The organism is Agrobacterium larrymoorei (assembly GCF_030819275.1).
Taxonomy (GTDB): Bacteria; Pseudomonadota; Alphaproteobacteria; order Rhizobiales; family Rhizobiaceae; genus Agrobacterium; species Agrobacterium larrymoorei_B.
The window spans coordinates 180,765-207,325 of sequence record NZ_JAUTBL010000001.1 but is presented as its reverse complement, the minus strand read 5'-3'; the positions used below and the strand labels follow the sequence as shown (position 1 = coordinate 207,325).

General features: G+C 57.2%; 17 protein-coding genes and 1 pseudogene. 5 read left to right on the top strand and 13 right to left on the bottom strand.

Translation table 11 applies throughout. The features are described from left to right. Positions 1 to 104: 104 nt before the first annotated feature. The 3 genes and pseudogenes from QE408_RS00905 to QE408_RS00895 form a co-directional block, all read right to left on the bottom strand. Positions 105 to 3,296: an efflux RND transporter permease subunit gene (locus QE408_RS00905; RefSeq protein ID WP_306927724.1), complete on the bottom strand. Its 3,192-nt coding sequence runs from the start codon at positions 3,294 to 3,296 to the stop codon at positions 105 to 107. A 124-nt stretch (positions 3,297 to 3,420) separates the two neighbouring features. Further along, positions 3,421 to 4,611: an efflux RND transporter periplasmic adaptor subunit gene (locus tag QE408_RS00900; RefSeq protein ID WP_306927722.1), complete on the bottom strand. Its 1,191-nt coding sequence runs from the start codon at positions 4,609 to 4,611 to the stop codon at positions 3,421 to 3,423. A gap of 50 nt (positions 4,612 to 4,661) precedes the next feature. Next, positions 4,662 to 5,461 (bottom strand): annotated as a pseudogene (locus QE408_RS00895) (alpha/beta hydrolase fold domain-containing protein). A gap of 138 nt (positions 5,462 to 5,599) precedes the next feature. On the opposite strand from QE408_RS00895, the gene QE408_RS00890 reads away from it, so the two are divergent. Together QE408_RS00890 and QE408_RS00885 are read left to right on the top strand one after the other, a co-directional pair. Further along, positions 5,600 to 6,511 carry a LysR family transcriptional regulator gene (locus QE408_RS00890; protein ID WP_306927718.1) on the top strand — a complete coding sequence of 304 codons (912 nt, stop codon included), beginning with the start codon at positions 5,600 to 5,602 and terminating at the stop codon, positions 6,509 to 6,511. A gap of 178 nt (positions 6,512 to 6,689) precedes the next feature. Continuing rightward, entirely contained in the window at positions 6,690 to 7,583 is an 894-nt protein-coding gene (locus QE408_RS00885; RefSeq protein WP_306927716.1) for an NAD-dependent epimerase/dehydratase family protein, read from the top strand. A gap of 150 nt (positions 7,584 to 7,733) precedes the next feature. On the opposite strand, the gene QE408_RS00880 is transcribed toward QE408_RS00885, so the two are convergent. Next, positions 7,734 to 8,432, bottom strand: a complete 699-nt coding sequence (locus tag QE408_RS00880) for an anti-sigma factor (protein WP_306927714.1) — start codon at positions 8,430 to 8,432, stop codon at positions 7,734 to 7,736. Continuing rightward, on the bottom strand, positions 8,429 to 8,974 hold the full coding sequence (locus QE408_RS00875) for a sigma-70 family RNA polymerase sigma factor (RefSeq protein ID WP_306930139.1): 546 nt from the start codon (positions 8,972 to 8,974) through the stop codon (positions 8,429 to 8,431). Before QE408_RS00875 ends, QE408_RS00880 begins: the two co-directional genes overlap by 4 nt. A gap of 203 nt (positions 8,975 to 9,177) precedes the next feature. Between QE408_RS00875 and QE408_RS00870 the strand changes: the two genes are divergently transcribed. Beyond that, entirely contained in the window at positions 9,178 to 9,966 is a 789-nt protein-coding gene (locus QE408_RS00870; RefSeq protein ID WP_306927712.1) for a DUF4394 domain-containing protein, read from the top strand. A 170-nt stretch (positions 9,967 to 10,136) separates the two neighbouring features. Continuing rightward, on the top strand, positions 10,137 to 11,162 hold the full coding sequence (locus tag QE408_RS00865; RefSeq protein ID WP_306927709.1) for a hydroxyacid dehydrogenase: 1,026 nt from the start codon (positions 10,137 to 10,139) through the stop codon (positions 11,160 to 11,162). 135 nt (positions 11,163 to 11,297) lie between these two features. Here the strand turns inward: QE408_RS00865 and QE408_RS00860 are convergent, their stop codons facing one another. Next, positions 11,298 to 14,309: a DEAD/DEAH box helicase gene (locus QE408_RS00860; RefSeq protein WP_306927707.1), complete on the bottom strand. Its 3,012-nt coding sequence runs from the start codon at positions 14,307 to 14,309 to the stop codon at positions 11,298 to 11,300. Between the two features lie 448 nt (positions 14,310 to 14,757). Continuing rightward, positions 14,758 to 16,794 carry an NADH:flavin oxidoreductase gene (locus QE408_RS00855; RefSeq protein ID WP_306927705.1) on the bottom strand — a complete coding sequence of 679 codons (2,037 nt, stop codon included), beginning with the start codon at positions 16,792 to 16,794 and terminating at the stop codon, positions 14,758 to 14,760. A 142-nt stretch (positions 16,795 to 16,936) separates the two neighbouring features. Here QE408_RS00855 and QE408_RS00850 point away from each other — a divergent pair, with 142 nt between their 5' ends. After that, on the top strand, positions 16,937 to 17,575 hold the full coding sequence (locus QE408_RS00850) for a TetR/AcrR family transcriptional regulator (protein WP_306927703.1): 639 nt from the start codon (positions 16,937 to 16,939) through the stop codon (positions 17,573 to 17,575). A gap of 143 nt (positions 17,576 to 17,718) precedes the next feature. Here the strand turns inward: QE408_RS00850 and QE408_RS00845 are convergent, their stop codons facing one another. From QE408_RS00845 to QE408_RS00820, 6 genes are all read right to left on the bottom strand, one after another. Further along, on the bottom strand, positions 17,719 to 19,620 hold the full coding sequence (locus tag QE408_RS00845; protein WP_306927701.1) for a putative bifunctional diguanylate cyclase/phosphodiesterase: 1,902 nt from the start codon (positions 19,618 to 19,620) through the stop codon (positions 17,719 to 17,721). Continuing rightward, positions 19,617 to 20,018, bottom strand: a complete 402-nt coding sequence (locus tag QE408_RS00840) for a molybdopterin-dependent oxidoreductase (protein WP_306927700.1) — start codon at positions 20,016 to 20,018, stop codon at positions 19,617 to 19,619. The genes QE408_RS00845 and QE408_RS00840 overlap by 4 nt, the downstream gene beginning before the upstream one ends. 324 nt (positions 20,019 to 20,342) lie before the next feature. Beyond that, positions 20,343 to 21,197: a (2Fe-2S)-binding protein gene (locus QE408_RS00835; protein ID WP_306927696.1), complete on the bottom strand. Its 855-nt coding sequence runs from the start codon at positions 21,195 to 21,197 to the stop codon at positions 20,343 to 20,345. 139 nt (positions 21,198 to 21,336) lie between these two features. Beyond that, complete coding sequence (gene fhuB / locus QE408_RS00830) at positions 21,337 to 23,394, bottom strand: Fe(3+)-hydroxamate ABC transporter permease FhuB (protein WP_306927694.1); 2,058 nt, start codon at positions 23,392 to 23,394, stop codon at positions 21,337 to 21,339. Beyond that, positions 23,321 to 24,187 carry an ABC transporter substrate-binding protein gene (locus QE408_RS00825; protein ID WP_306927692.1) on the bottom strand — a complete coding sequence of 289 codons (867 nt, stop codon included), beginning with the start codon at positions 24,185 to 24,187 and terminating at the stop codon, positions 23,321 to 23,323. Before QE408_RS00825 ends, fhuB begins: the two co-directional genes overlap by 74 nt. 86 nt (positions 24,188 to 24,273) lie before the next feature. Further along, a complete protein-coding gene (locus QE408_RS00820) occupies positions 24,274 to 26,421 on the bottom strand; it encodes a TonB-dependent siderophore receptor (RefSeq protein WP_306927691.1) in 2,148 nt (715 codons plus the stop codon). Positions 26,422 to 26,561 lie beyond the last annotated feature (140 nt).

Genomic DNA, 26,561 nt, shown 5'->3' with positions numbered 1-26,561 from the left:
ATTGATGGCCGGTTGGCGTCGGCTTGGAGCACTCCAGACGATAGAGGGAAGCCCCGAAGACAAAAGTCTTCGGGGCTTCTTGTTTGACGATGTGGTAATCGTCGTCACACGGCTTCGCTCATCTTGTAGTCGGTGTTCGCAGGCTCTTGCTTGTGCTGGACCAGCGGACGATTGCCGGAGAGTTTACGAACGAGCACATAAAAGACCGGCGTCATGAAGATGCCGAAGAAGGTGACCCCGATCATGCCGGAGAAGACGGCGACGCCCATGGCGGAGCGCATCTCCGCTCCCGCGCCGGTCGAGATGACCAGCGGCACGACACCCATGATGAAGGCAAGCGATGTCATCAGGATGGGGCGTAGACGAAGGCGGCTGGCTTCGATGGCTGCGGCAACCGGTGAGCGTCCTTCGAACTCCAGTTCCCGTGCGAACTCGACGATCAGGATGGCATTCTTCGCCGAGAGCCCGACAAGGACGATAAGGCCGATCTGGGTGAAGATGTTGTTGTCCCCGCCCGTCAGCCAGACGCCGGTCATGGCGGCAAGCACGCCCATCGGCACGATCATGATGATCGCGAGCGGCAGAGTGAGGCTCTCATATTGTGCGGCCAGAACCAGATAGACCAGCAGCAGCGCCAGCGGGAACACCAGCAAACCTGAGCTTCCGGCAAGGATCTGCTGATAGGTCAAATCCGTCCACTCAAAAGAGATGCCCGATGGCAAGGTCTCACTGGCAATGCGTTCGATGGCTGCCTGGGCTTCGCCGGAAGAGAAGCCGGGTGCTGGGCCGCCATTGATATCGGCCGACAGGAAGCCATTGTACCTCGTTGTGCGCTCCGGGCCTGTCGTGGCATTCACCTTCAACAATGCGGACAGGGGTATCATCTGTCCATTCGATGAGCGAACTTTCAGCTGACCGATGTCTTCTGCCCGGGAGCGGAACTTGGCATCCGCCTGCACACGCACGCTGTAAGTGCGGCCGAAGGCATTGAAGTCGTTGACGTAAAGAGAGCCGAGATAGATCTGCAGCGTTTCGAACACGTCCGTCACCGAGACGCCCAGTTGCTCCGCCTTGGCACGATCGAGATCGGCGTAGAGCTGCGGCACATTGATCTGGAAGCTTGAGAACAGGCCAGCCAGTTCGGGCGTCTGATAGGCTTTGCCGAGGAAGGCTTTGGTCACCTCGTCGAGCGTCTGGTAGCCGAATCCTGCGCGGTCTTCGATTTGCATCTTGAAGCCGCCGGTGGTGCCGAGGCCGTTGACCGGCGGTGGCGGGAACATGGCAATGAAAGCATCCTGAACGGCGCCGAATTTCTGGTTGAGCGCCATGGCGATGGCGCCGCCGGAGAGCTCCGGCGTGGTGCGCTCTTCGAACGGACTCAAGGCGACGAAAACGACGCCCGCGTTCGAGCTGTTGGTGAAGCCGTTGATGGAGAGGCCGGGGAACGCAATCGCATGTTCGACGCCTGGCTGCTGCATGGCTATGTCGCTCATGCGCTTGATGACGTCTTCCGTTCGATCAAGACTCGCGGCATCCGGCAATTGTGCAAAGCCGATTAGATACTGCTTGTCCTGCGCGGGGACGAAGCCACCCGGAACTGCATTGAACATGCCATAGGTCGCGGCTGCCAGAATGACGTAGACGATCATCACGATGCTCTTGCGATTGAGCAGACCTCCCACGCTTTTGCCGTAACCATTGGATGCCGCGCCGAAGGCACGGTTAAAGCCACGGAAGAAGCCGCCCAGAACCTTGTCCATGCCACGGGTCAGCCAATCCTTCGGCGCGTGGTGGTCCTTTAGAAGCAGGGCCGCCAGTGCGGGTGACAGCGTCAAGGAGTTGATAGCGGAGATGACGGTGGAGATCGCGATCGTCAATGCGAACTGACGGTAGAACTGCCCCGAGAGGCCGGAAATGAAGGCCAGCGGCACAAAGACGGCCACGAGCACCAGCGCGATCGCGATGATCGGACCGGATACCTCTTTCATAGCGCGGTAGGTCGCGTCACGGGGAGAAAGGCCGTTCTCAATATTGCGCTCGACGTTCTCCACCACGACTATGGCGTCATCCACTACGATGCCGATGGCAAGCACAAGGCCGAACAGGCTGAGTGCGTTGATGGAGAAGCCGAAGACATACATGACTGCGAATGTACCGATGATCGACACCGGAACAGCAATCAGCGGGATGATGGAGGCACGCCATGTCTGAAGGAACAGGATGACGACGATCACGACAAGGGCGATGGCTTCCAGAAGCGTGTCGATCACCTTGTCGATGGAGGCGCGAACAAACTCGGTCGTGTCATAGACGATTTCGTATTTGACGCCATCTGGCATCGCTTTCTGCAGATCCTGCATGGTCGCAGCAACCTGATCGGAAATGGTGATGGCGTTTGAGCCGGGCGCCTGGAAGACGGGAATTGCAACGGCGGATTCGCCGTCGAGCAGCGAGCGCAAGGCGTAATCGGCAGCGCCGAGTTCGACACGTGCGACGTCACGTAGGCGGGTGATCTCGCCATTCGAGCCGCTTTTTACGATGATGTTGCCGAATTCTTCCGGGGTGGAAAGGCGACCCTGTGCGTTGACGTTGAGCTGCAGATCGACGCCGTTCGGACTTGGCGAAGCGCCAATGGTGCCGGCTGCCGCCTGTACGTTCTGTTCACGAATGGCGTTGCTGATATCGCTGGCGGCAAGGTCGTGCTCGGCGGCCTTCTGAGGATCGATCCACACGCGCATGGAATAGTCTCCGGCACCGAAGATCTGCACCTGACCGACACCCTCGATGCGCGCCAGCCGGTCCTTGATGTTGAGGACGGCGTAGTTGCGCAGATAGGTGAGGTCATATCGATTGCCAGGAGAGACGAGATGCACGACCATCATCAGGTCAGGAGAGCTCTTGACGGTGGAAACGCCAAGGCTTCGGACTTCGGCGGGAAGGCGAGGCTCGGCTTGCGATACGCGGTTCTGCACCAGCTGCTGCGCCTTGTCCGGATCTGTGCCCAGCTTGAAAGTCACTGTCAGCGTCATGACACCGTCTGAGGTCGCCTGGCTGGACATGTAGAGCATGTTCTCCACGCCGTTGATCTGCTCTTCAAGCGGTGTCGCCACCGTCTCGGCAATGACCTTCGGGTTCGCGCCGGGATAGGTGGCGCGAACGACGATGGAGGGTGGCACGACTTCGGGATATTCGGAAATCGGCAAAGCGCGCATGCCGATAAGGCCTGCCACGACGATGAGGACCGATAGGACGCCAGCAAAAACTGGCCGGTCTACGAAAAATCTGGAGATGTTCATGAGTTAGCCCTCTCCGGGTGAATTCTGAACGCGGGAGACCGCCCCGGTGGCGTGTCGCCACCGGCAGGAGGATCTCTCTGCCTGGATTGCGAATGAGACGGGCCGAGTAGGCCCGTCGGATCGGTTATTGCGCCGCCGCGACCTTATCGTCGGTCTGCGGAGCCACGACCGCACCGGGGCGGATGCGCTGCAGGCCGTTGACCACGATCTTGTCTCCGACGGAAAGGCCGCTTTCGACGACGCGCATTCCCTCAGCCGATGGGCCGGGTTTGATCTGGCGATAGTTCACCTTGTTGTCTTTATCGACGACGAAGACGAACTTCTTGTCCTGATCGGTGCCGATCGCGCGGTCCGTGATGACGATGCGCTTTTCGGATTTAGGTTCTCCCAACCGAACACGAACGAACTGGCCGGGAATGAGGCGCCCATCCGTGTTGGCGAATACGGCGCGGACACCGATGGTGCCGCTTGCGCCATCCACCTGATTGTCGATCAAATGAAGCGTTCCCTTGATCGGCGTGCCCTCATCGGCGAGCGTGCCGACTTCTACCGGGATTTGCTCCAGGGCCTGAAGCGCTCCATTTGAGGTTGGAAGCTGCGACAGCGCCTTGGTGACGATTTCCTCGCTGGCATTGAAGCTTGCATAGATCGGATCGATAGACACGAGCGTCGTGAGAGCAGGGGATGCGGAGCCAGCGGCAACGAGATTGCCAACGGTCACATCAAGTTTGCCGACGCGCCCTGAAATCGGTGCGCGCAGTTCCGTGTAGCTGAGATCGAGCTGTGCGGTGGTCAGTGCTGCACGCGCCGCCCGCAGTTGGGCTTCGGCCTCCGCCACATTGCTCTGGCGTTGATCGAGATCGCTTTGCGAAATGGTGCGGTTGTCTGAAAGTCGCCGGCCCCGTTCCAGTTCGGTTTTGGCCAGACTGACCTTCGCCTCTGCTGAGGCAACCTGTGCTTCCGCGCCAGCGACAATTGCTTGATAGGGGGCTGGATCGATGGTGAAGAGCGGATCGCCCGCTTTCACCAATGCGCCTTCACGAAAGTGAACCGCTTGGATCTGGCCTGCAACGCGGGAGCGGACCTGGACACGCTCGACAGCTTCGAGCCTGCCGGAAAATTGCTCCCAATGGGTGATGTCTCGGCTTTCAACAACCGCGACCGTCACTGGAATCGCAGGCGCCTCCGCTTGCGGAGCCGCAGCGACGGCACCCGTCGTCATAGGAAGATCGAATAGCAGCGCTCCGGCTGCAACGGACATGGCAAGGCCTATGCCGGCACCCGCAAGGGCACGGCGCTTGTTCTTGAGCGTCATGGGATACTCCTTGGCTTCGTGAGGAAGCCGATCAGTGATTGTCTTAAATGCTAGTGCTTTAGGTCTTGAACAAAACCCGAAAATTCATTGCAAACAGCCGGAAGCCATTTGCCACCTTCACCTCGATAAAGCCCTGTCCAGTTGGAGCCAGCAGGGAAAACATGGAGCCGAACCTGTATTCCTGCATCACGCAGGCGCCCGGCGTAATTGACAGTCTCGTCCCGCAAAGGGTCGTCCTCAGCAGTAAAAATGAGAGCCGGTGCCACTCGGTCTAGCCTCGTACACTGGCAGGGTGCCGCATAAGGGTGGGCCACCCCACAGGCCTTTGCCAAATACCGGCTCCAGCCTTCCGCCCAACGCTGCCGCATCCCGATCTTGTCGGCATCCCTGAAAGACGTCGACGCCATCAACGGATCGATCATCGGCGACAGTAAAATCTGCCCTGCCAATTTACCCGGCATCCGATCGCGCGCCTTCAAAGCCAAGCCCGCAGCGACATTGCCGCCTGCCTCTTCGCCGGCCACGAACAGCAGGGACTTCGCACTGCCATACTGCTTGCGGCTATTGCTCAGACAATCCAGCGCATCGAAAGCCCGATCGATCACAGCCGGAAACTCATTGCAGGAGCCGGTGCTGTAATCCGCCTCAATGACCACCGCTCCACTTTCGGCAAGCGCTTTCGCGACTGGTAGCTCCTCACACTGCGCGCCCCTTCTGCCAGAAAGGAGCCACCTCTGAGATAAAGGACCAGCGGCGGCGTGCGCACCTTGCCTTCGTTGCTGTAGACACGCACGGAGAGGGACGTGCACGCTGTGCCGCTCGTCTCCATTTGGTGCCACCGGGTGTCCATCGTCGTTTCCTTCAGAGACTCTGTCTATGTCTCTTGTAGTGCTTTCTAATATTGATATATTGTTCGGGATAAGTTGCGCAAGCATCCAAATTCGAAAACACTATTCCAAATTCACGGACAATAACGCGAGGTGGCAGGATGGATCAGCTGGCTGCGATGCGGGCATTCGCGCGGGTCGTTGAAACAGGGAACTTCACGAAAGCTGCAAATGCCTTGAACATTCCCAAGACGACCGTGACGAACATGGTGCAAGGGCTTGAGGCGCATTTGCGCACGACCTTGCTCAACCGAACGACGCGCCGCGTGATGGTGACCACGGATGGCGCTCTTTATTACGAGCGGGCAACGCAAATTCTGGCGGAGATCGACGAGTTGGATGGTAGCGTTTCAAGCGCCAATGTCCAGCCTTCTGGTCGCCTGCGTGTGGAAATGGCCGGGATGTTCGCTGACGAGATCATCATTCCCAACCTTTGCGATTTCCACCAGCGCTTCCCACAGATCCGGCTCGACATCGGTGTCGGAGATCGTCTGGTCGATTACATCGCCGAAAACGTGGACTGTGCCTTGCGCGTGGGGACCCTGCGCGACCAGTCGCTGATCGCTCGAAAAGTCTCGGAACTCGACTTTCTCACTGTTGCCGCACCCGCTTACATCGAGCGGTTTGGTATGCCGCAGACACCTGAAGACCTTGAGGTCGATCATCACTGTGTTGGGTACTTGAACGCCAATGCCGGCCAAGTCATGAGCATGGCCTTCGACAATGGTACCCGTTCAGTTGAAATCAGTCCGCGGTATATCGTGTCCGCGAATGATGCGAGAACCTATCAGCATGCTGTGGTTGCCGGAATGGGGGTCGGGCAACTGGTGCCGTTCTCGATAAGGGACGAGATTAAAGAGGGAAAGTTGGTGCGTGTTTTGCCTGAATGGAAAAGCGAGCCCATGCCGATCTATATCGTCTACCCGCAGACCAGACACGTGACCAACAAGGTTCGTGTCTTTGTGGATTGGGTGGCAAAGCTGCTGAACAGAAGCGCGTTGGGAACGTTGTGATTGCCTTTATAAAGTTTTTTAAGTGACTGGAAGATCACGATTAAGTTTGCTTTCAATTTCCTGCGTTGCGCGGAGGCGGGACTTAATGTCGTATGTATAGCGGGCGCAAACGGTGGCCGCGATCAGATTCGTAGCGATCGCCATCGAGAGGCGCGGGAGTTGCAAGAGGAGGCAAGACATGACCAAACGCATCGTTTTCACCGGTGGCACAGGCAAGGCTGGACGCCATGCCGTTCCCAAGCTTCTGGAAAAGGGATACTCCGTCCTCAATATCGATTTGAAGCCCTTGGACTTACCAGGAGTGAACACGCTGATCGCGGATGTCACCGATAGCGGTCAGGTCTTCAATGCACTGACGACGCATAATGGTTTCGAAGGTTTTGAAAACGGCGCTCTGCCTTCGGCGCCCGATGCCGTCGTGCACTTCGCGGCGATCCCTCGTGTGTTGATCGAGCCTGACAACAAGACATTTCAGGCCAATGTGGTCGGCACATACAATGTCATCGAAGCTGCGATGAAGCTCGGCGTTCGCAAAGTCATCATTGCTTCCAGCGAGACGACCTATGGCGTGTGCTTTGCCGAAGGAGACAAGGACTTCCATTCGTTCCCTCTGGAAGAGGATTACGATATCGACCCGATGGACAGCTATGGTCTCTCCAAGCTGGTGAACGAGAAGACGGCACGCGCCTTCGCTATGCGATACAAGGCCGATATCTACGCCCTGCGCATCGGCAATGTGATCGAGCCGCATGAGTACAGCAACTTTCCGGCCTTCATCGACAACCCGATGTCTCGCAAACGCAATGCCTGGAGCTACATCGATGCGCGCGATCTTGGCGAGATTGTTCATCTCTGTATCGAGAAAGATGGACTGGGCTTTCAGGTGTTCAACGCGGTCAACGACACCATTACGGCCGATCTGCCGACGGCGGAATTCCTCGCTAGATATGCTCCCAATACGCCTGTGACGCGTGAAATGGGAAGGGACGAAGCGCCGCTGTCCAATCGCAAAGCGCGAGAAGTTCTAGGGTTCAAAGAAGAGCATCCCTGGAAGCGCTATGTGACAAGATAGGCTAGGCGCATCTGATCACGAGCTAAACATGATGGCGGATCCAAACGCGGATTCGCCATTGGCCTCTTCTTCAGTACATGCGGAAGCATCATTCAGCTTAGAATGTAAGAGGCCCAAGTTCCATCCGGGGTTCGATTTGGCAGCGAAGTGCTAGCGCGGCATGCGTGCAAATCCCTTCGCCAGGATCGGTCCCGTTGGACGGCCTGTCGGTGAGCCGCCTGCCTGCTCGAGCGTCAGCTCATAAAGTTGATCGGCGCGTGGTCTTGGAAGCGCTGGCCCTTGCAGGCGCGCCGAGCGCACGCCCTCAAGCAGACCGAGTGAGACGGGTCCGACATCACGGGACGGCAAGGTCCAGACCTGGATCGTCTTGTCGCGTGGAACGGCGAAATCGGCCAGCAGCCGGACAGACGCTTCGTCATTGCCGAAATCCTCGACAACGGCCTGAACCTCGCCGGCATCGTTGACCAGCACCGCAATGACCAGCGGTTCCACTGTTCTAGTGAGGCTGTAGATAAGTCCAACAGCGAGGATCAGAGAGGCTGCAAGCGAGGTGAACGCTGCAAACTTCCAGCGCCGTACACCATTGTCATTCGCGACCGGCAGAGCGGTGGCAGGCTTCTCTTGTTGGGGTAGGGCGGACTCGATGCGCTGCCAAAGGTCTTCACTCACCGATTGAGGCGCAAGTCCCGTGTCGAGTGGCAGGAACCGATCCCTGCTTGCTGCGATCGCGGCCTGTAGTTCGGGATCACGTTTCATGGAATCCTCGATCTCTCCGGCCTCAACTGCGTCGAGTAACCCGAGCACATATTCGTCGGCAAGATTGAGCACATCCTTGCGGTCATAGGTCATGCCAGACACTCCCGCAGCGCCGACAGTCCACGCCTGATCCAGGATTTTGTGGTGCCGAGCGGTATGCGCAACCGGCCGGCGATCTCGCCATGAGAATAGCCCCCGACATAGGCCATCAGGATGCCTTGGCGCTTGGTGGCGTCCAATGTACCGAGGCACTCGTATAGGCGCGAATTGCGATCCAGACGATGCCAGGCCGCCATAATCTCATCCGCCTGCTGATCATCGCGAAGCGCTTCAACGTCTTCGACTGAGTGTTCTCGTCTACCGTCGCGCAGCAGGTTGAGCGCTCTGTTGCGGACGATGGCATAAATCCAGCCGCGCGCCGAACCGCTATCGGAGCGGTATTGATGGGCGTGCGTCCAGATGCGGATAAATGCGTCTTGCACCACCTCTTCGGCAAGCTCACGACGTCTAACGATACGTTGGGCAACCGCGATAAGTTTGCCAGCTTCCTGATCGAATATTTGCCGCAATGCCAGACGGTCGCCTTTGGCGCAGCGATCGAGGGCCTTTTCGAGATCAATCGGCATGGAGCCCATCACTGTCAAACCCGTCTCCTCCGACCGGAAAGGTAAACCCGTTGCTTTTCAAGCTATACCCGTGTCGACGGCTGTTAGATGCATCTCTCAAAAAAAATTTTCTCCTGCTGCATCCAATCGCATCATCCGGGGTGTCTCCAAGATGAAGGGTTCAGAGCCATGTGGCGAATCCTTCTTCGAATTCAAACGCACGGGAGAAGATTATGCAGACTATTCGTTTCGCTTTGGCAGCCTCCATATCCGTCATCGCTACTTCGACATCCGCGCTGGCAGCACCGATACTTGGATTGAGCGGCGATAAGACGCTCGTCATGTTCTACACGGAAAAGCCCGCCGTATCGAAGACAATGGACGTAACAGGCGTCGACAAGCTCGTCGGCATCGATTATCGCCCCGGCAACAAGACCGTTATCGGTGTTACGCCTGATCATCGCATTGTCAGCATTAATCTGGAGACGGGTGCTGCAAGCGATATCGCCAAGATGGACAAGATGCTGACAATTACCGACGCGCCAGTAGTGGTCGATTTCAATCCCATGGCCGATCGCCTGCGTTTTATGACCGGCACCACCAACCACCGGGTTCACCCGGACACGGGCGCAGTGACGGTCGACGGCACGCTCGCCTTCGAGGAAGGCGATATGCACAAGGCAGAGACGCCGAACATCGTCGCGGCCGCCTATACGAACTCCATCGGAAAGCCGGAAAAGACGGCTATGTACAATATCGACGCCACCATCGGCGCGTTGATCCAGCAAACCAAACCGAATGATGGGACGCTGAAGGCGATCGGTAAGCTTGGCCTCAAGGATAAGCCGGCGACCTATGCCTTCGATGTTCAGGGCATGGAAGGCGGGAAAAACACCGCCTACCTCGTGGCAAACAAGATGCTCTACACCGTCAATCTGGAAACCGGCAAAGCGACCGAAATCGGCGCGATCACCGGCCTGGAGAATGAAGTGAGAGACATCGCCGTTCTGCCGGCGATGTAAGCAAGGAGGGAGCAGACAGCATCATCTGTCTGCTCCCATGGTTCTTATGGGGTTGAGACGTGAAATCGGCACTCATAGTTTTCGACCGGAATCATTGCCGAATTGAGCTTGCCCGTCGAGGGGGTGTTCACGCTAATCTGCTGCTCACGCGATTCTCGAGGGAGGAAACGATGAGCCGCAATATCATACTGGTCGATCCATTGCCGAGGACGCTGGACCTGATCATGGAGCCTTCCGTTCGAGCCCGGCTGGAGGCGCTCGGTGAGGTGATCGTATCCGAAGACCGCCAGATGCCTGCCGAAGAGGTGGAGCGCTATCTTCCTGACACGGTTTTGATTTTCGGCCAGACGGATATGCCAAGGGAACGTTTGGATCGGGCGCCGCGATTGAAGGCGATCATAAATGTGGAATCGAATTTTCTCCCGAACATCGATTACCAGGCCTGTGTCGAGCGAGGCATATGGGTCATCACACCGGCCTCGGCTTTCGCGTCACCGGTTGCGGAAGCGTCGCTTGCCATGGCGCTTGACCTAGCGCGCGGCATTACCGCGGCGGATCGCGCGTTCAGGCAGGGAACCGAGCATTATGGGCTAGAGGGTAATGCGGAGACATTCCGTTTTGCCGGAGCGCCGGTGGGTATCATCGGTTTCGGGGATCTTGGTCGTGAATTGCGAGAGCTTATTCGGCCCTTTAGAAACACGGTCCGCGTGTTCGATCCCTGGCTTCCAAAAGAGATCGTCGAGCGACTTGATTGTCTGCCATCGACGCTCGATGACGTCCTGCGCGAAAGCCAGGTGGTTTTCGTCTTTGCCAGTGTGACCAGCGAAAACGAGGGGTTTCTCGGCAAGAAGGAATTTGCCTCGATGAAGCCGGGCGCGGCATTCTTGCTGATGAGCCGTGCTGACGTCGTTGACTTTCCGGCGATGATTGAGGCTGCAGCATCGGGCCACATCAGGGTGGCGACGGATGTGTTTCCGGAGGAGCCCGTCGGTCCAGACGATCCTGTGCGTCAAGCACCTGGTGTTCTTCTCTCGGCTCACAGGACGGGCGGCACGCGCGACGCTTTCTATGCCTTGGGTTCGATGGCCGTTGCGGATGTCGAGCTTATCATGAAGGGATTGCCGCCAAGGCTCTGCCGCCGAGCCGATCCGGCAACAGCAAACATGATGAGGTCGAAGCCAGTTTCTGTTTCCTGATCAGGAAGTTAGCTGCTTAACCTAAATCGTGACATTTCGCGAATGCTACTGATAACCTGGCGCACATTGGCGAAGCAACGTCGACCGTAGAGCGCATTTTGAGCGTTTCCTTTATAAATGGAAACGCTCTAGCTCTTACTTTACCCTCGTTTGCGCTTCCGCCAGGATCTGCTCGAACTGTTTCAACTGCTCTTCGCCGCGATCGCTCGAAATCTGGAAGATCAGCCTGTCGTCCCGTTGCATTGCTCCAGCCTTTTTCGTGAGATGTGCGAGAACCTTGGCTGGTGTCCTCTGTGTGAAGGTCAATGCGAGCGCCTTTGGTCCAGCCTCGAGCTTCGATATGCCGAGGCGCGCCGCAATTAGCTGAAGGCGGCTTGTTCGCAGCAGGATGAGGACCTCTGAAGGCAATTCACCGAACCGGTCTTCAAACTCTTCTTTGAGATCATCTATCTCCGCGAGGTTCGAGGCGCGGGAGAGCTTGGCGTAGAGATTGAGTCTGGTGGCGGGGTCCGACACATAGTTTGCCGGGATCGTGGCTGCCGCGTCAAGCTGAAGGATCGTCCGTGGCGGGAAAGGCGATGGCTTTTTGCCCAGTTTTGCGACAGCCCCAGCTAAAAGCTTTTGGTATAGTCCAACCCCGATCACCCTCATATGCCCGGCCTGATCATCGCCAGCGATGTCGCCACCGCCACGCAAATCAAGATCGCGAACACTGATGGCCAAGCCAGATCCCAGCCGGTCACTCTCAACAAGGGTCGAAAGCCGCGACATGGCGTCTTCGCCCAGATCTGAACCCTCTTCCAGCAACAGGGTCGCTCTGCCCTGCGCGCCTGAACGACCGACGCGTCCGCGCAGTTGATGAAGTTGAGCAAGCCCGAAACGCTCTGGGTGCCAAATGAACATGGTATTCGCCCGCGGAACGTCGAGCCCATTCTCGATGATATTGGTGGCGAGCAAGATGTCTCCATCTCCTCTCGCGAAGCCAACAATCGTTTCGTCGATTTTTACGGCCGGCATCCTGCCATGCGCGACTTTGACCGACAGGTCCGGAACGATGCTCTTAAGGATCGCTTCGACGCCTTCAATGTCCTCAATGCGAGGGACGACGACGAAGCTTTGGCCGCCGCGGCGATGCTCGCGCATCAAGCCGGTTCGCATGGAGGCGCGGTCGAAAGCAGCGAGTGAGGTGCGCACCGGACGCCTTCGCAAGGGCGGCGTGGTGAGCAGGCTGACCTCCTGAACGCCGACCATTGCCGATTGCAGTGTTCGCGGAATTGGCGTCGCCGACATCATAAGCGTGTGAAGGGAAGGCGCGAGCTTGGCCATAGCGCTCTTCTCCTTCAACCCGAAACGATGCTCCTCATCCACGATCAATAGCCCCAAGCGCGCAAAGCGGACGTCCTTTGCGAAGATGGCCTGGGTTGCTACGACCACACCGATCGTACCGTCAGCGAGTGCCGCCTTCGTTTGCTTGGCGTCTCCGGGCTTCACAAGTCGAGACAGCAGCCCGACCGAAATGCCCGTTCCTTCGAAGCGTTGCGCGAAAGTTTGAAAGTGTTGGCGAGCCAAAACGGTCGTGGGCGCGACAACAGCAACCTGTCCGCCGGAGAGGGCCACCGCTGCCGCTGCGCGTAACGCGACTTCAGTTTTTCCGAAGCCGACATCTCCGCACACGAGACGGTTCATGGCTCGTCCGGATGCGAGATCGGCAAGAACGTCATTGATCGCTTTCGATTGATCGCGGGTTTCGGCGAAAGGAAAACGACGGGTAAACGCTGCAAATTGAGAACGGGCAGGGGTAAATGTCTCTGCCGGTGAGGATTGCCTGTGCTTGGCGATTTTTGAAAGGTGACGGGCGGTGGAAAGGATATCCTCCGCAATCTTCTGTCTCTTTTTGCTCCAAGCTTCGGTGTGGAGACGATCGAGCGAAATGGCATCTGGCTCCGAACCATAGCGCCAAAGCTTGTCGAACTCTTGCATGGGGACGAGGATTGAGTCTCCATCGCGATACTCTAATCGTGCGGCGTCGCGAGAGACGTTTTCGACCATGATCGTCTTGAGATCCTTGAGAACGCCCACGCCATGGTCTTCGTGCACAACCACGTCGCCGATCTGAAGCTCTGGCTCGGCGAGCAGTTGATGGGAGGTAGTGTCAGCCATCGCTTCATCGGGTGCCGCAACGACCACGACACCGTGCCTTGTATCGACAAATCCCTCTTGGAGATTGCAGGCGATCTGCATGAGAGTGCCCGGGGCAGCTCTCAATACGTCATCCCATTGAGCGACTGGGCCGTCTGTCGATTCCGCAACTTTCTCCAGTCGCCGATAAAGGGCCTCCGCGCGCTTCCCATTGTCGGCAATGACGACCTTTTTTTGCTCTTGCAGGGCGTCTTGCGCGAACTTGGTCACCGACTTACGGTAATCCGCCTCGTATGTCTTCGTCGGCAGTTCGTACCCCGCGTCAACGTTTAGGGTCTCTATCCGTAAACGACCGGTGTGCTCGGCCCATTCGCTGCGGTCGAGATAGAACGATCGACGCGATGGTGCATCCGATGCATGAAAATCAATATGTGCCTGGCGAGCGTCATCAATGATCTCCAGATGGTGCGCCAGCCTGTCGTCGATGCCTTGACCCAGAATCAAGCTCGCCTCTCCCAAGAGATCGAACACGCTCGGCATGACGTCATATTGGCGAATGAGCGACGTCTCGATGATGCCGGTCGAGAGGTCTGCGCCTTCTGAGACCTCTTCGCCCTTGATGACCTCAGATGCCGGGCCGATCGCCACCTTTTCCAAAGAACTTTCCGTGCGTTGCGAAAGGTGGTTGAAGCCGTGCAGCTCGATAACGGTGTCATTCTCGTCCAGGACAATCCGCATTGGCCCTGGAGCGCCCGCGGGATAAATGTCGATGACACCGTCACGGGCAACCAATTCACCTGGATCGTCAGCAACGCCTTCTTCGGTGTATCCCGTGCGTCGGATGAAATCCATGAAGGCGTCGCGGTCGAACGGCGTTCCGACGTCTAGTTCGAAGACGCTTTCGGCAATGAGGTCTTCCGGGGGCACACGTTGAAGCAGCGCTTCCAAGGAGGTCAGTAGTAGCCGACGATCGGATCCTTCCTTCGTCCATATGCGTAACGCGTCCATTCGGCGGCCCATGCAGTGGCGCGAAGGCGGGACGCGATCATATGGCAAGCAATCCCAGGGCGGAAAAACCACATGGTTTATTTTTGGGAATAGAGCACTTATCGCTTCAGCGATCCGGTCAGCGTCTCCCTCGCTCGCCGCGACGTAGCAGAGCGGGTTTTTGGACTGAGTGATCAATGCGGCCAGTCTGGTTGCAACGAATCCCGGCGGCAGCTTCAATGGCTTTATCGGTTGAGGAATGGGATTGGGTGTGGCGGTTCTTTTCTTTTTTGGTCTAGACGCACTCACATCCATCAGCATTTCTTTCATTAGCAATTTCACCGGCTAGCGAGAACAAAATTCTCGCCCGCCGGTTCCTTGCCAACGTCGTCACTGCGGCGCGTGAGCGACGGCTCTCCAACGAGCCGTCCGGGATGCGTTCATATTCGTTTCGATTGGATGTGATCGATCAGAGATCCTTCGCCAACCGCAGACCGTCGTAGATTGCGGCGTGGGTGTTACGGGCTGCCACCGCATCGCCAATCCTGAAAAGCTGGAACGTGCCATTTTCGTTTCGCGATACGGATTGGGCTTCGCCTGCGATCAACTCATCATAGGAGACTTCACCGCCGTTGACCGAGCGAGGCTTGAGCTCGAAGTAGAGTTCATCGAGAGGCCGCGTCCCGTGGTTGACCACCACCTGGTCGAAGAGCTTGCGCTTGTCGACGCCGCCATAGTCGCTGCCGATATGCGCCAGCAACTGGTTTCCGCTTCGCTCCACCGCAGCCAACGTGTAAGTCACCGTGAACGTGGTTTCAAGCTTCTGCAATGCTCTGACGTAGGGCACGAGATTCATGCCCATGACCTCGGGTGCAAACGCGCGGTCACGTGTCATGATTTCGACCTTCGCACCGGCCTTTGCGGCAATCTCGGCAGCCTGGAGTGCTGCGTGGTCCCCAGCATCGTCATAGATAAGGACGTTCGTTCCGGGTTTGACATCGCCCGAGATGATGTCCCATGACGAAACCACGAGTTCGTTGCCAGCCGCCAAAACCTCGGTATGGGGAAGCCCGCCTGTGGCGATGATCACCACATCTGGCGTTTCAGCTTCCACTGTCTCCACATCAGCCCAGGTGTTGAAGTGAAACTGAACACCGAGTTTCTCGCACTGGCTCATTCGCCAGTCGATAATGCTGATCATCTCGCGGCGGCGTTCGCTTTGAGCCGTCAAACGGATTTGTCCACCGGCATTGTTGGCGGCCTCGAAGACGACCACCGAATGGCCGCGTTCCGCAGACACACGCGCCGCCTCAAGCCCCGCCGGTCCCGCACCGACGATGACGATTTTTCTACGTTGGGGGGCCTTGGGTATGGTGTGAGGCATATCGACTTCTCGCCCTGTCGCGGCATTATGGATGCAGAAGGCCATGCCGCCCTGGTAGATGCGATCAAGACAGTAATTCGCGCCGACACAGGGCCTTATGTCGTCCTCGCGTTTTTCCATAATCTTACGGACGATATGGGGGTCTGTCATATGGGCGCGGGTCATGCCAACCATATCGACCTTGCCGGACGCAATGGCGTGGCGAGCTGTCGCAACATCGGGAATTTTTGCGGCGTGGAAGGTGGGGAAGTTGGTCGCCGATCTGATCTGGCCGGCGAAATCGAGATGCGGCGAGTTGGCCATGCCCTGAATAGGAATGACATCCGTCAGACCTGGGTCGGTATCGATATGGCCTCGGATGATATTGAGGTAGTCGATGAGGCCGCTATCCTTGAGGCGTCGCGATATCTCAAGACCCTCTTCCGACCCCGTGCCGTCCGACAGCCGCTCGTCTGCCGTGTAGCGAATGCCCAGAATGAAGTCGTCGCCAACGCGCTTTCTGATGGCGCCAAGCACATCGAGACAGAAGCGCATGCGGTTGTCGAGCGAGCCGCCATAGGGGCCATCCAGTTCATTGGTACGGGGCGAGGTAAACTGCTCGAGGAGATGGCCGTATGCCTCCAGTTCAACGCCATCCATGCCACCTGCCTTCATCCGCTCCGCAGCGTCGGCAAAGTCCTTTATGATACGTTCGATATCCCAATCTTCTATCTTCTTGGGGAAGGCGCGATGCGCCACCTCGCGGTGATGCGACGGGGCGACGACCGGCAGCCAGTCGCCCTTGTCCCACCGGGTCCGACGGCCAAGATGGGTGAGCTGGACCATGATCGCCGAACCTTGCTCATGCACGGCATCCGTCATGTCGCGGATCCATGGGACGATCTCGTCCTTGTAGGCGAGCAGGTTGTTGAAAACAGGAGGGCTATCTTTCGATACGGCAGCTGATCCGGCTGTCATCGTCAGCGCAACACCACCTTTCGCGCGCTCGACCGTGTAGGCGCGATACCGCTCCTTCGGCATGCCGTCTTCAGGATAAGCCGGTTCGTGCGCCGTGACGATGATACGATTTCGAAGCGTCAGGTGCTTGAGTTGAAAAGGCTGGAGGAGGGGATCGTTCGACATCGGCTTTCTCCGCAAGATGGGTTGCGGACAAGCCTAAAAATAATGTACACAAGTGTCAATATAGAGAACATCAAAGTACATTTCACATCTCCATGCCAGTTGCGCGATTGTTGCCGACCCAGCGTTTCGATAGGAAGCAGTCATGACAGAGATTTCAAACGATAGTGGCTGGCGTGGTTCGCAAGAGGTGTGGTTGCAGGCAGCCTATGAGGCCTTGCTGGAAACCGGCGTAGAGTCGGTCAAAATCCTACCGCTCGGGAAAAAGCTGAACTTGTCCCGCACGAGCTTCTACTGGTTCTTCAAGGACAGAGAAGAGCTTCTGGCAGCGCTTCTCACACGCTGGCGGGAAAAGAACACCGGCAACCTAGTCAAACAATGTGAGGCCTATGCTGAAAGCGTCGTTGAGGCGATGTTCAATGTCTTTGACTGCTGGATCGACACCGAACTTTTCGATCCACGCTTTGAATTTGCCGTGCGGAGCTGGGCCCTGCAGTCCGAGGACATATCGAAGGAGATAGAGGTTGCCGACCGTGCAAGGCTATCTGCGCTGCAGCATATGTTTATGCGGTTTGGCCACACTGAGCTGGATGCGGATGTTCGGGCGCGCACCACCTATCTCGTTCAGATCGGCTACGTCTCGATGCGCACGCAAGAGGATATTGCTTTGCGCATGAAGCGCATTCCGCATTACGTAGAGGTCTATACCGGCATTGCGCCCCAGCGGCGCGATCTCGACCGATTTTTCGCTCGCCACGGTGTCAAGGATTTGGACGTGTTATAGATCATGACATTTGCATGCTGCGTGAGGGGAGTTTTCGTCCAAAGTTCGCCGACCGAGATGCTTTGCCGTTACCCACATCGGGCACCAAGTTGACCATTTGGCAGTTTCGTCAGCTAGGCTTCACCCCTGTAGCATTGATCCTTCTATCCACACTTCTGAAAGACATCGGGTTCCATTTCGAAGGCGATCCTTGATATGGATGCTTCGGCTGTCAGAGGCTTGTCGAACAGATAGCCCTGACCCAAGTGGCATCCCGCGGCTCGCACAATTTCACGATGCTCTTCGGTTTCGATGCCTTCGGCAACGATCGTCAACTTCAGCCGGTGGGCAAGATCGCATGTCCCGGCAATGATTGCTGCGGCCTCCTCGCGATGAGATGCGCCGCGCAGGAATGACTGGTCGATCTTTATCTTGTCAAAGGGGAAGCGACGCAAATAGCTGAGTGAGGCGTAGCCGGTGCCAAAGTCGTCAAGGGACACGCGGCAGCCCATGAGCCGGAGTTCATGGAGCACGGAGAGTGCGCGCTCGTCATTCTCGATCAATGTGCTTTCCGTAATTTCGATTTCCAGTCGTTGCGGAGATATACCGTACTCTTTCAGACATGCGCGCGTCTGGAGCACAAGAGACGGATCCGTCAATTGAGCAGCGGATACGTTGACCGCAATAAATCTGTCGGCAGGGAGCAGGGCCGCATGCTGGCAAGCAGCTTCAATCACCCAGGACCCGATAGGGCCGATCTGAGCGCTTTCTTCCGCAATCGGAATGAACTCCGCGGGAGAAATGAGACCGAGTTCACGATGCTGCCAACGCAGGAGCGCCTCGAAGCCTCGCGTCGCACCGGTCGCAAGATCGACGATCGGCTGGAAAAGCAGGAAGAGCTCACCCTTCTCCGTCGCCGTCGCCAAGTCGTTTTGGAGGGATTGTCGGCGCGTGAGTTGTTGGTTCATGTCCGGGTGGAAGGTCATGAACCGATCGCGCCCCGCCTTCTTTGCTTCGTAGAGTGCAATATCGGCATGTCTGAACAGGGTTGAGCCGCGATCGGAATTGATCGTGCTTGAGCTGATACCGAGGCTTACGCTCGAGGGAACCAATCTGCCATCGATCTCGAAGGGCGCGCGAACTTCCTGCAAAATGCGCTTGCTGCATTCAACAGCGCCCTGCTCGGCATCCGAGCCGGTGTAGAGGATCGCGAATTCGTCACCGCCAATGCGTGCTATGACGGTGGCGCCCGCACAAGATGTGCTAAGCCGCTTTGAGAGTTCGACAAGCAATTGATCCCCGGACGCGTGGCCCAACGTGTCGTTGACCATCTTGAAATGGTCGACGTCGAGAATGATCAGTGCCTGCTCGACACTGGGTTTCGCCGAGATCGAAGCGTAGAAGCCGACGCGGTTTGCGATGCCGGTCAAGGAGTCTATTCTCACCACGCGGTCCAACTTGGCGTTCTGGCGAAAGACAAAAACCAGCAGAACGGCACCGAATGCAACGAATGTCATCGTCACGAAGCAGATCGTGGCGAAGATGATGCTGAGTTGGCTTTGATTTTGCTGAATTTCGTCGCCGACATTGGCATGCGAAATCGAACCAAGCCGCAATACGGGCGCAATGAACGGTTGGAGCCGTGAGACGCCTTCGCGCATCGCCACCGGCGAATGCGGTTCAGTGACCAGCGGTGCGAGCGCAGATACGACCTTCTTGAGATCTTCCAGCATCGCCTTTTGCTTGGGATCGCTCGTCAAGGAACTGGAAGCGAGTATCTTCAGGCGGTTGTTGATGATGCTAAGTCGAAATGACACATCGCTGATATCGCCCGATGTCTGGGCTTGTTGAAGAGCAAACTGTAGCCGCAGCAACTCGACCGCAGTTTGGCCGAGATCGAATGTGCGATTGTAGCGTGACGCTTCGACAATGTGGCGCTGGTAGCTGAAAGCCAGGAAAGAGCTTGCGACCGCGATCAAGGCAAGAACTGCCGTGACCAGCGTCAAGGTGATCTTGAGACGCCGGTAACGGATTGGGAGGTCAATCGTATCGCCGATTGCTCTCACTGGACGTTGATTTCCGCAATTTGCCAGACAGCGCGGCTGTAATAGGTTTGATGCTGCAATTCGGGGCGGCTGTCGAAGGGGAAAATGAGAAACACCGGCCCCTTATCGCTGACTGGCATAATCGCTCCGTTCTGGCGGGTCGCCAAGAGCGCACCGGCTTTTTGCAGGTCGGATATATCCGCTTCCACTTCATAGTCATTCAAAGCGATGATTTGTAACTTCGTCCCGCTCAACTGCGTCGCGGCGAGGAAATCCTTCAGCAACACGCCACTAAACTCGGTGACGCCACTATGCCACGGCGTCGTTGTCGAAAACGTGGTCCTGGGCATCTTGTCCATTGCAGAGAGATCGAGAACGATCGACGTTTGTTTGCCAGACGACAATCCCTGTGCCTTCAAGATTGGCTCCGACGATTGAGCATCTCTGCTGCTCACAGAACCTCCAAGCACAAGCCCGGTTAAACAAGCAATGAATAGTCGGCGAGTTGGCATAGGTGGTCCTCAGTTCGATCGCCCAGCCATACCTCAAGTATCGTTGTATTCAATCTTAATCATTTTTAGTGTTATGTTATGTGTAATAATTATTTAATGCCGCATCGGCAAATGTTCGACTTTTAACGATTGTTATCGAAGTCCTTGGATTTGAAGCGCGAAATACTTCGTGCTGGAGCACAATTACGCCTCGTCAAGTGACTGCTGCAGGTCGTGGAACCGAATGATCGATTAGCCGAAGCTCAGATTTTGGCGCAAGGCAAGCTGGAGTTCTTCGTTTCGGTCTTGAGGCGATTTCAACACGCAGGTGGAACAACAGGTGCCGCCTTCGACCAGATAAAAACGGCAGCAACCGCCGCGTTGGCGGAACGTTTCTCTGATCGCCTTTCCCTGCCGATCACATTGTGTCAAGTCGAAGTAATGGAGCTCGCGATTTGCAAGTGGCGAACCCGGCGTTTTTAGAATGCGCATCGCTGCGGCTTTCGCAGCCTCGACTGCATCGAACCGCAGGCCGGCATCCAGAAAGCGTTGGGCAATCGCATCGCCGACGAGCCTCCAGAGAGCAGCGCGCGAAAGCTTTGTTTTCGCGTGAACCCGATCGACGACGAGGCAGAAATGGTTTTCGATCCCAATTCTATAGAGGTCCCCGTCTGCGGGATCGTCTAGTCGGCCGTGCCGGATACCGGCTTCTTCGAAACGCATATGGGCGCGCCGAGATCGATAAATCTTACCGTGATGCAGTTGCTTCTTGGTGTAGAAAGAAAGCGCCACGGTGGCTAGCGAGAGTTCAGAAACAAGCCCAAAACCGACAAACAGCGGAACAGTTGTCGCGGCGAAGATGTAAGCGTAATCGTTTATCAAAAATGCGCCGGCGGTTTTGAGATCCGTCCTCGCGTAACGCGACTGCTCAAAGGCAAGGAATTCGTCCATAGCCTCGTCATCTGAGAAGAACGTCTGAGCACTGATCCAATCGGTGCCAGCTGGTTCCAACTCTGCACGCATATCCGGCACATAAGCGGCCTGCGTCTCGAATGCGTGCAGGACGAGGGCTTTCCGCGACAGAGATGTATTTTTGGCTACAGCCATCGTTTGAACCTGACGATGGACCGAGCGAGCGGGCATTTCGAAGCAAGGATGTGAACAAGCGTCGCTTCGAGATTGAGGCGAGGCGCCTTGTCAGGGTCATGACCCAAACGGCCTTCCTCGGAAGTAAAGCGTCCTCTCCTCATGCAACGGTCTCTTTTCGCCCCAGGAGCCAGAGGAGATAGGGCCCTCCGATCAGCGCGGCGAAGAGGCCGACGGGTACTTGGTACGGGTAGATGACGATCCGTGCCAGCCAGTCTGCACATACGAGGATGCCAGCTCCCAGCATGATCGTTGCTGCCAGTTGGTGTTGAGGTGTGCGGAATCCGAGGAGCCTGGCAAGGTGTGGTGCAATGAGCCCCGTCAAGCTCAAAGGGCCGACAAGCAGTGAGGCGACCGCTGTCATCAATGCAGCGAAGACGGCCAATATAAACCGTGGTCGCAGGATGCCGACGCCGAGGCTTCGCGACAATCCGACGCCAAGTGGCAGGATGGTTAGCCAACGCGTCATAAAAAACAGCGGTGCCGCGAGTACAACCAGGGAAAGAATGGATGACCAGGCTTCGAAAGAACCGGCGCCGCTGGTTGATCCTGCCATCCAGTTGAGCAAGACGTAGCTGCGCATATCTCCTTGCGCCAACATAATGCTGACGATCGCCATGCAAAAGGCGCTGACCGTGATGCCCGCGAGCAGCAGTCTTTCTGACGAAAAGCCCGACTTGCCTGCAATCGCCATCATCAACAGGAAGGCGAGGAGTGACCCGGAGGCGGTGCTGACAAGCATAATGAAGCCCGATGGAATACCGGTCAAAAGGAGGGCGAGCGTCAATCCGGCTCCGCCCCCGCTTGAAACCCCAAGGACCTCCGGGCTTGCGATCGGGTTTCCGGTCACCCGCTGAATGACGAAGCCAGCTGCGCCAAGCATGGCGCCAGCACCACCGGCGGCAAGTATGCGTGGCAGGCGAAACGGTAGAAGCTCGAAAAGCAGTGAACCTGTCGCCACACGCCATCCATCCATAGTCGGACTGACGGTCAGCGCGAGAGCGAGGACAAGTATCACACCGGCCGCTATCACGCAGAGCATAATGGCCGGTCTCCGAAGAGGTCTAGCGACAGCACTTCCTGTCTGGGTGGCGGTGGAGACACCGTGAACCCGAGGCAGAAGAACCAGCAGTAGTGGCCCTCCAAGGAGAGCAATAGCGGCACCCGTCGGCGCGAGATCGGAAAAGCCCGGTCCCAGGATTTGCGTCAAGCAGTCGCCGATAAAGAGGATGGCGGCTCCCGTCAAAGGAGCCGCCATGATGAGCTGACCCGTGGTACGCGCACCGCAGATCCTGGCGGTGGCTGGGGCCGCGAGCCCCAGAAAGCCGATAATTCCGACTGCGGCCGTCACGGAGGCGGAGAGCCAGACGCTGAGAACGAGGATGGCGAGCCGGACCCATAACAAGGCGAGACCGAGGCTTCGAGCGCTTGCATCGTCCAATGCAAGGACGGTCAGCGGTCTCGTCAGAAGCGCAGCCATGAGGATTCCCGCCAGAAGCCGTGGTGCCAGCGAAAGAGCAACGCTCCAATCCTGCTGATTGAGCGCGCCTGCGCCCCATATATTGATCGACAAGGCGTATTCGCCACGTGCCAGGATCAGCGTCACGCTGAGCGAGGCGGTGATAAGGCCGGCAATCATTCCTGAAACGGCAACCGTGACCGGATCGAGCCCGCGCCTCCAACTCAGGGCCAACACAATTATTACGGCTAAGAGGCCGCCAGCAAAGGCGGTCAATTCACGCGACACACTTGCCAGCACCGGTGAAAAACTTAAAGCCACGGTCAGCGCAAGTTGAGCGCCGGACGCGATACCGAGCGTGGAAGCATCCGCGATCGGGTTGCGTAACACGCGTTGAAGAAGAGCACCGGCAAGGCCGAGCGCTGCACCTGCAATCACAGCGACTGCCGCGCGGGGGAGGAGGCTGTTCCACAACAGGATCTCATCCAGCGGCCCCGCGATTGACGCGTCGCCCGGGACATGAGGGCGAAGTGACAGTAGCGCGACGAATGAGAGGATGCAGGCCAAGCCTAGGGCGAGTGCAGGAAGGATTGAACGTCCTGCGGGCGTTATTGTCAAAGAATTTTCAGCGGCTTCGGACACCTGAAATCCCTTCAGCAAGAAGTTCGGCGAAGCGGCTCGCTGCCGGTAGCGCTCCATAGGGATTGATTGACTTCAGCGTCAGCACGCGGTTCTCACGAACGGCGGGGAGGGCGTTCCAAAATGCGCTCCTGGTCAGTCCTTCAAAAGCGTCTTGGGGATGAGGCGGTATGAGGACGATAGTCGCGTCGGGCATGGACGCGAGCGTCTCAATGCCCATAGGCGCAGTGGCGGAATAGCTTGTAGCGCCATGCCATGCGCTCATCAGCCCTAATCTTTTCAGCACCTCCCCGAACATGCTGTCTGACCCGAAGACCCGATAATGTCGCGCGTCACCGAGATTGATAGGAAGGACAGGCCTTCCATAATCTTTGGTGATCATACGTTTCAGATTATCGAGCCGTGTTGCGACCGCATCGACCATTATGCGGGCCTGAGCAAGTTCCAAGCGCTCACCGATGGCGATCGTTGCTTGTTCGGCAAGAGTATAAGGGTTTTCGCTGGCCACGTAGATCGAATGGCTTTCGACAGGCGCGATACGGCTCATGAGCGGATCGGCCCAGGCGTAAAAATTCGAATTAAAGATGACGTCTGGACGCGCAAATCGGAGCGCTTCGAAATTGGGTGTGCCGCGCAGGCCGATATCGGCAACACCTTCCGGGAGGTCCGGCTTGACCACGACATCTTTGAACTGGCGGAGTTCCGCCGCTGCGACGACATTCGCGCCTACAGCCAGGAGCGTTTCAAGAAGGGCCCAATCGAGGGTAGCAACCCGAGGCGCCGCTGGTGTCGCTTGTACGCCGCTCGCCGCCGCGAGTACTGCCGCGCCCGAAAGCAGAGTTCTTCGGGTCATATGCACGTTCAATGTGGCTCCTGTCACAAAGGCCTTGGACTTACGAAGCCGAGAGCCGTCTGCGAAACATGCGTTAATTTGTCAACTTACCAGGCTTTGCTGATTTTGAACATCAGCGTGCGCGCATCACCGTATCCGCAGGCACCCTCACCGCGGCAGGCTTCCACATAGGTCTTGTCGAAGAGGTTGGTGACGTTGAGCGACGCCGTCCAGTCATCCTTCTTGTATCGGATCGCCGCATCGACAACTGTTGATTCAGGTACGCTCTTCGTATTCGCTTCGTCCGCCCAGGACTTGCCCTTGTAACGCAGTCCAGCGCCTATGCTGACACCCTCCAGCAGCCCAGATGTCACGGTGTAGTCCGCCCAGAGGGACGCTGAATGTTCGGGGACGACATAAAGCGACTTGCCGACGAGAGCGGGATTGGGATCGTTTTTGGTCACTTCGGTGTCGGTATAGGCATAGGACGCAAGCAGCTTCCAATTTTCGTCGACATTGACCTTGCTTTCGATTTCAAAGCCTCTCGACTGCGCCCCGCCCAACTGATCTGTAAAGGGTGCAGTCGCGATCGATACGGTGGCATTGCGCTTGTTGATCTGGAACACAGAGGCCGTGATTGTGGCATCCATGAACTCAGGCACATACTTGATCCCTGCTTCGTACTGCTCCCCTTCTTCCGGCTTCAGCGGGCCTTGCAGACCGCGTCCGACAAGCGGATTGAAGAAAGTTGCGGCACTTATGTAGGGCGTGACACCGTTATCGAACTCGTAGGCGAGACCGGCACGACCGCTCCAAGCACCATCGGTATCTTTGAAGCTGCCCGCCGGCGTCAGCTTGTTGTCGAAATCCGTGTGAACGACGTCGTAACGGCCGTTCAGCGTCACCAGCCAGCCGCCACCGAAGCGGATCTGATCCTGGGCATAGAGGCCGAGCTGGTTCATCGTCACCGTTTCGTTGTAGAGCGGCGAAGGAGCTGCTTGTGGCTGGCCATAGACAGGGTTGTTGACGTCGATCGTGCCGGAGCCGAATACAGAGTTCTGGACATTGTCGATGCGATAGAGGCGGTAATCGGCGCCCAGCATGACCTTGTGTTCGATACCGCCCAGATCGAAGGAATTTTCGATCCGGTTATCCCATCCAACCGTGTCGGCGGCGGTATCACCCTCGAAGTTGAGCCGATTGAGGGCGGTTGCTGACGCCCACAGGTACGGGTAGACGAAGTGCTCGTACTTGTTCAGGTGCCCATAACGGAGATTGGAGGTCAACTCCCAGCCGTTATCGAAGGTGTGCTCCAGTTCATAACCGGCCATTGTCTGGCTGTAGCGGCCGGTATCGATATCAGGTTCGCCGGGGAAGAAGCGGCGTGAAATCTTGCCGACGCCGGGGCGGTCGATGACAGTGCCTTCATAGGGTAAGAAGCCATTGCCGGTGTGCAGTTGGTCCAAACCGGAATAGGAAGCCCAAAGAGTGAGTTTCGTGTCCTCGTCAGGCGAGATGGTCAGCTGCGGCATGATGAAGCCGCGGAAGTCGTGCGTGTAATCCGTATAGCCGTCACCGCCGCCGATCTTGCCGGTCAGACGATACCGCATCGTGCCATCTTCATTGACCTTGTCGGAAAGGTCGAAGGCGCCATACCGATTGCCGTTACTGTTGACGCCAGCTTCCGTGTAGTAATAGGGGGCATCCGTTGGCCGCTTGCTCGTCATGTTGACGATACCGCCCGCATTCGCGCCGCCATAGAGAACCGAGGCTGGCCCCTTTAGTACCTCCACACGCTCAAGAGCGAATGGATCGATCTGGAAATTGCCGAAACCATAGGAAAAAAGGCTGAGCCCATCGAGATAGACACCAGTCTGGCTCGCGTCGAAGCCGCGAATGTAATACCAATCCGTGTCCGGATCGTTGCCGAAGGGCTGGGTCGTGACGCCCGGCGTGTAGCGCAAAGCCTCATCCACCTTGTTGACCACGCCGCGATCATCCAATTCCTCACGGCCGATAACGGAAACCGCCTGGGGAATTTCCTGAATTGGTGTATCGCTCTTCGAGCCGGTGGAGGATTTCTTCGCGACGTAACCGTTGACGGAGCCTTGCCCATTTCGTTCTCCGCGGATAACGATCGGAGCAAGCGTGGTCGCAGCCTCCTGTGCATGCGCCGGCCAGGTGCCGCAAATGGCGATGACCGCCACTCCGCACAGCTCAAGCCTCACCCCAAATCCTCTTCCAGTCTTGTCCATTATGTGCCCCACTACACAACCTCTCCGCCTCGATGCTCGATGCGGCCCTGCAATAGGTGAGCAATTAACTCATCTTTACTCCGGTGGATTGGCTTGATCTGCAGCAATTGGATGTTTTTGGGCGATCTCTCAAAACAGCC

Bases quoted from the DNA above. Each gene is read 5' to 3' on its own strand.
- QE408_RS00905 (WP_306927724.1), bottom strand. From the start codon at position 3,296: ATGAACATCTCCAGATTTTTCGTAGACCGGCCAGTTTTTGCTGGCGTC.
- QE408_RS00900 (WP_306927722.1), bottom strand. From the start codon at position 4,611: ATGACGCTCAAGAACAAGCGCCGTGCCCTTGCGGGTGCCGGCATAGGC.
- QE408_RS00890 (WP_306927718.1), top strand. From the start codon at position 5,600: ATGGATCAGCTGGCTGCGATGCGGGCATTCGCGCGGGTCGTTGAAACA.
- QE408_RS00885 (WP_306927716.1), top strand. From the start codon at position 6,690: ATGACCAAACGCATCGTTTTCACCGGTGGCACAGGCAAGGCTGGACGC.
- QE408_RS00880 (WP_306927714.1), bottom strand. From the start codon at position 8,432: ATGACCTATGACCGCAAGGATGTGCTCAATCTTGCCGACGAATATGTG.
- QE408_RS00875 (WP_306930139.1), bottom strand. From the start codon at position 8,974: ATGGGCTCCATGCCGATTGATCTCGAAAAGGCCCTCGATCGCTGCGCC.
- QE408_RS00870 (WP_306927712.1), top strand. From the start codon at position 9,178: ATGCAGACTATTCGTTTCGCTTTGGCAGCCTCCATATCCGTCATCGCT.
- QE408_RS00865 (WP_306927709.1), top strand. From the start codon at position 10,137: ATGAGCCGCAATATCATACTGGTCGATCCATTGCCGAGGACGCTGGAC.
- QE408_RS00860 (WP_306927707.1), bottom strand. From the start codon at position 14,309: ATGGACGCGTTACGCATATGGACGAAGGAAGGATCCGATCGTCGGCTA.
- QE408_RS00855 (WP_306927705.1), bottom strand. From the start codon at position 16,794: ATGTCGAACGATCCCCTCCTCCAGCCTTTTCAACTCAAGCACCTGACG.
- QE408_RS00850 (WP_306927703.1), top strand. From the start codon at position 16,937: ATGACAGAGATTTCAAACGATAGTGGCTGGCGTGGTTCGCAAGAGGTG.
- QE408_RS00835 (WP_306927696.1), bottom strand. From the start codon at position 21,197: ATGGCTGTAGCCAAAAATACATCTCTGTCGCGGAAAGCCCTCGTCCTG.
- fhuB (WP_306927694.1), bottom strand. From the start codon at position 23,394: ATGGAGCGCTACCGGCAGCGAGCCGCTTCGCCGAACTTCTTGCTGAAG.
- QE408_RS00825 (WP_306927692.1), bottom strand. From the start codon at position 24,187: ATGACCCGAAGAACTCTGCTTTCGGGCGCGGCAGTACTCGCGGCGGCG.
- QE408_RS00820 (WP_306927691.1), bottom strand. From the start codon at position 26,421: ATGGACAAGACTGGAAGAGGATTTGGGGTGAGGCTTGAGCTGTGCGGA.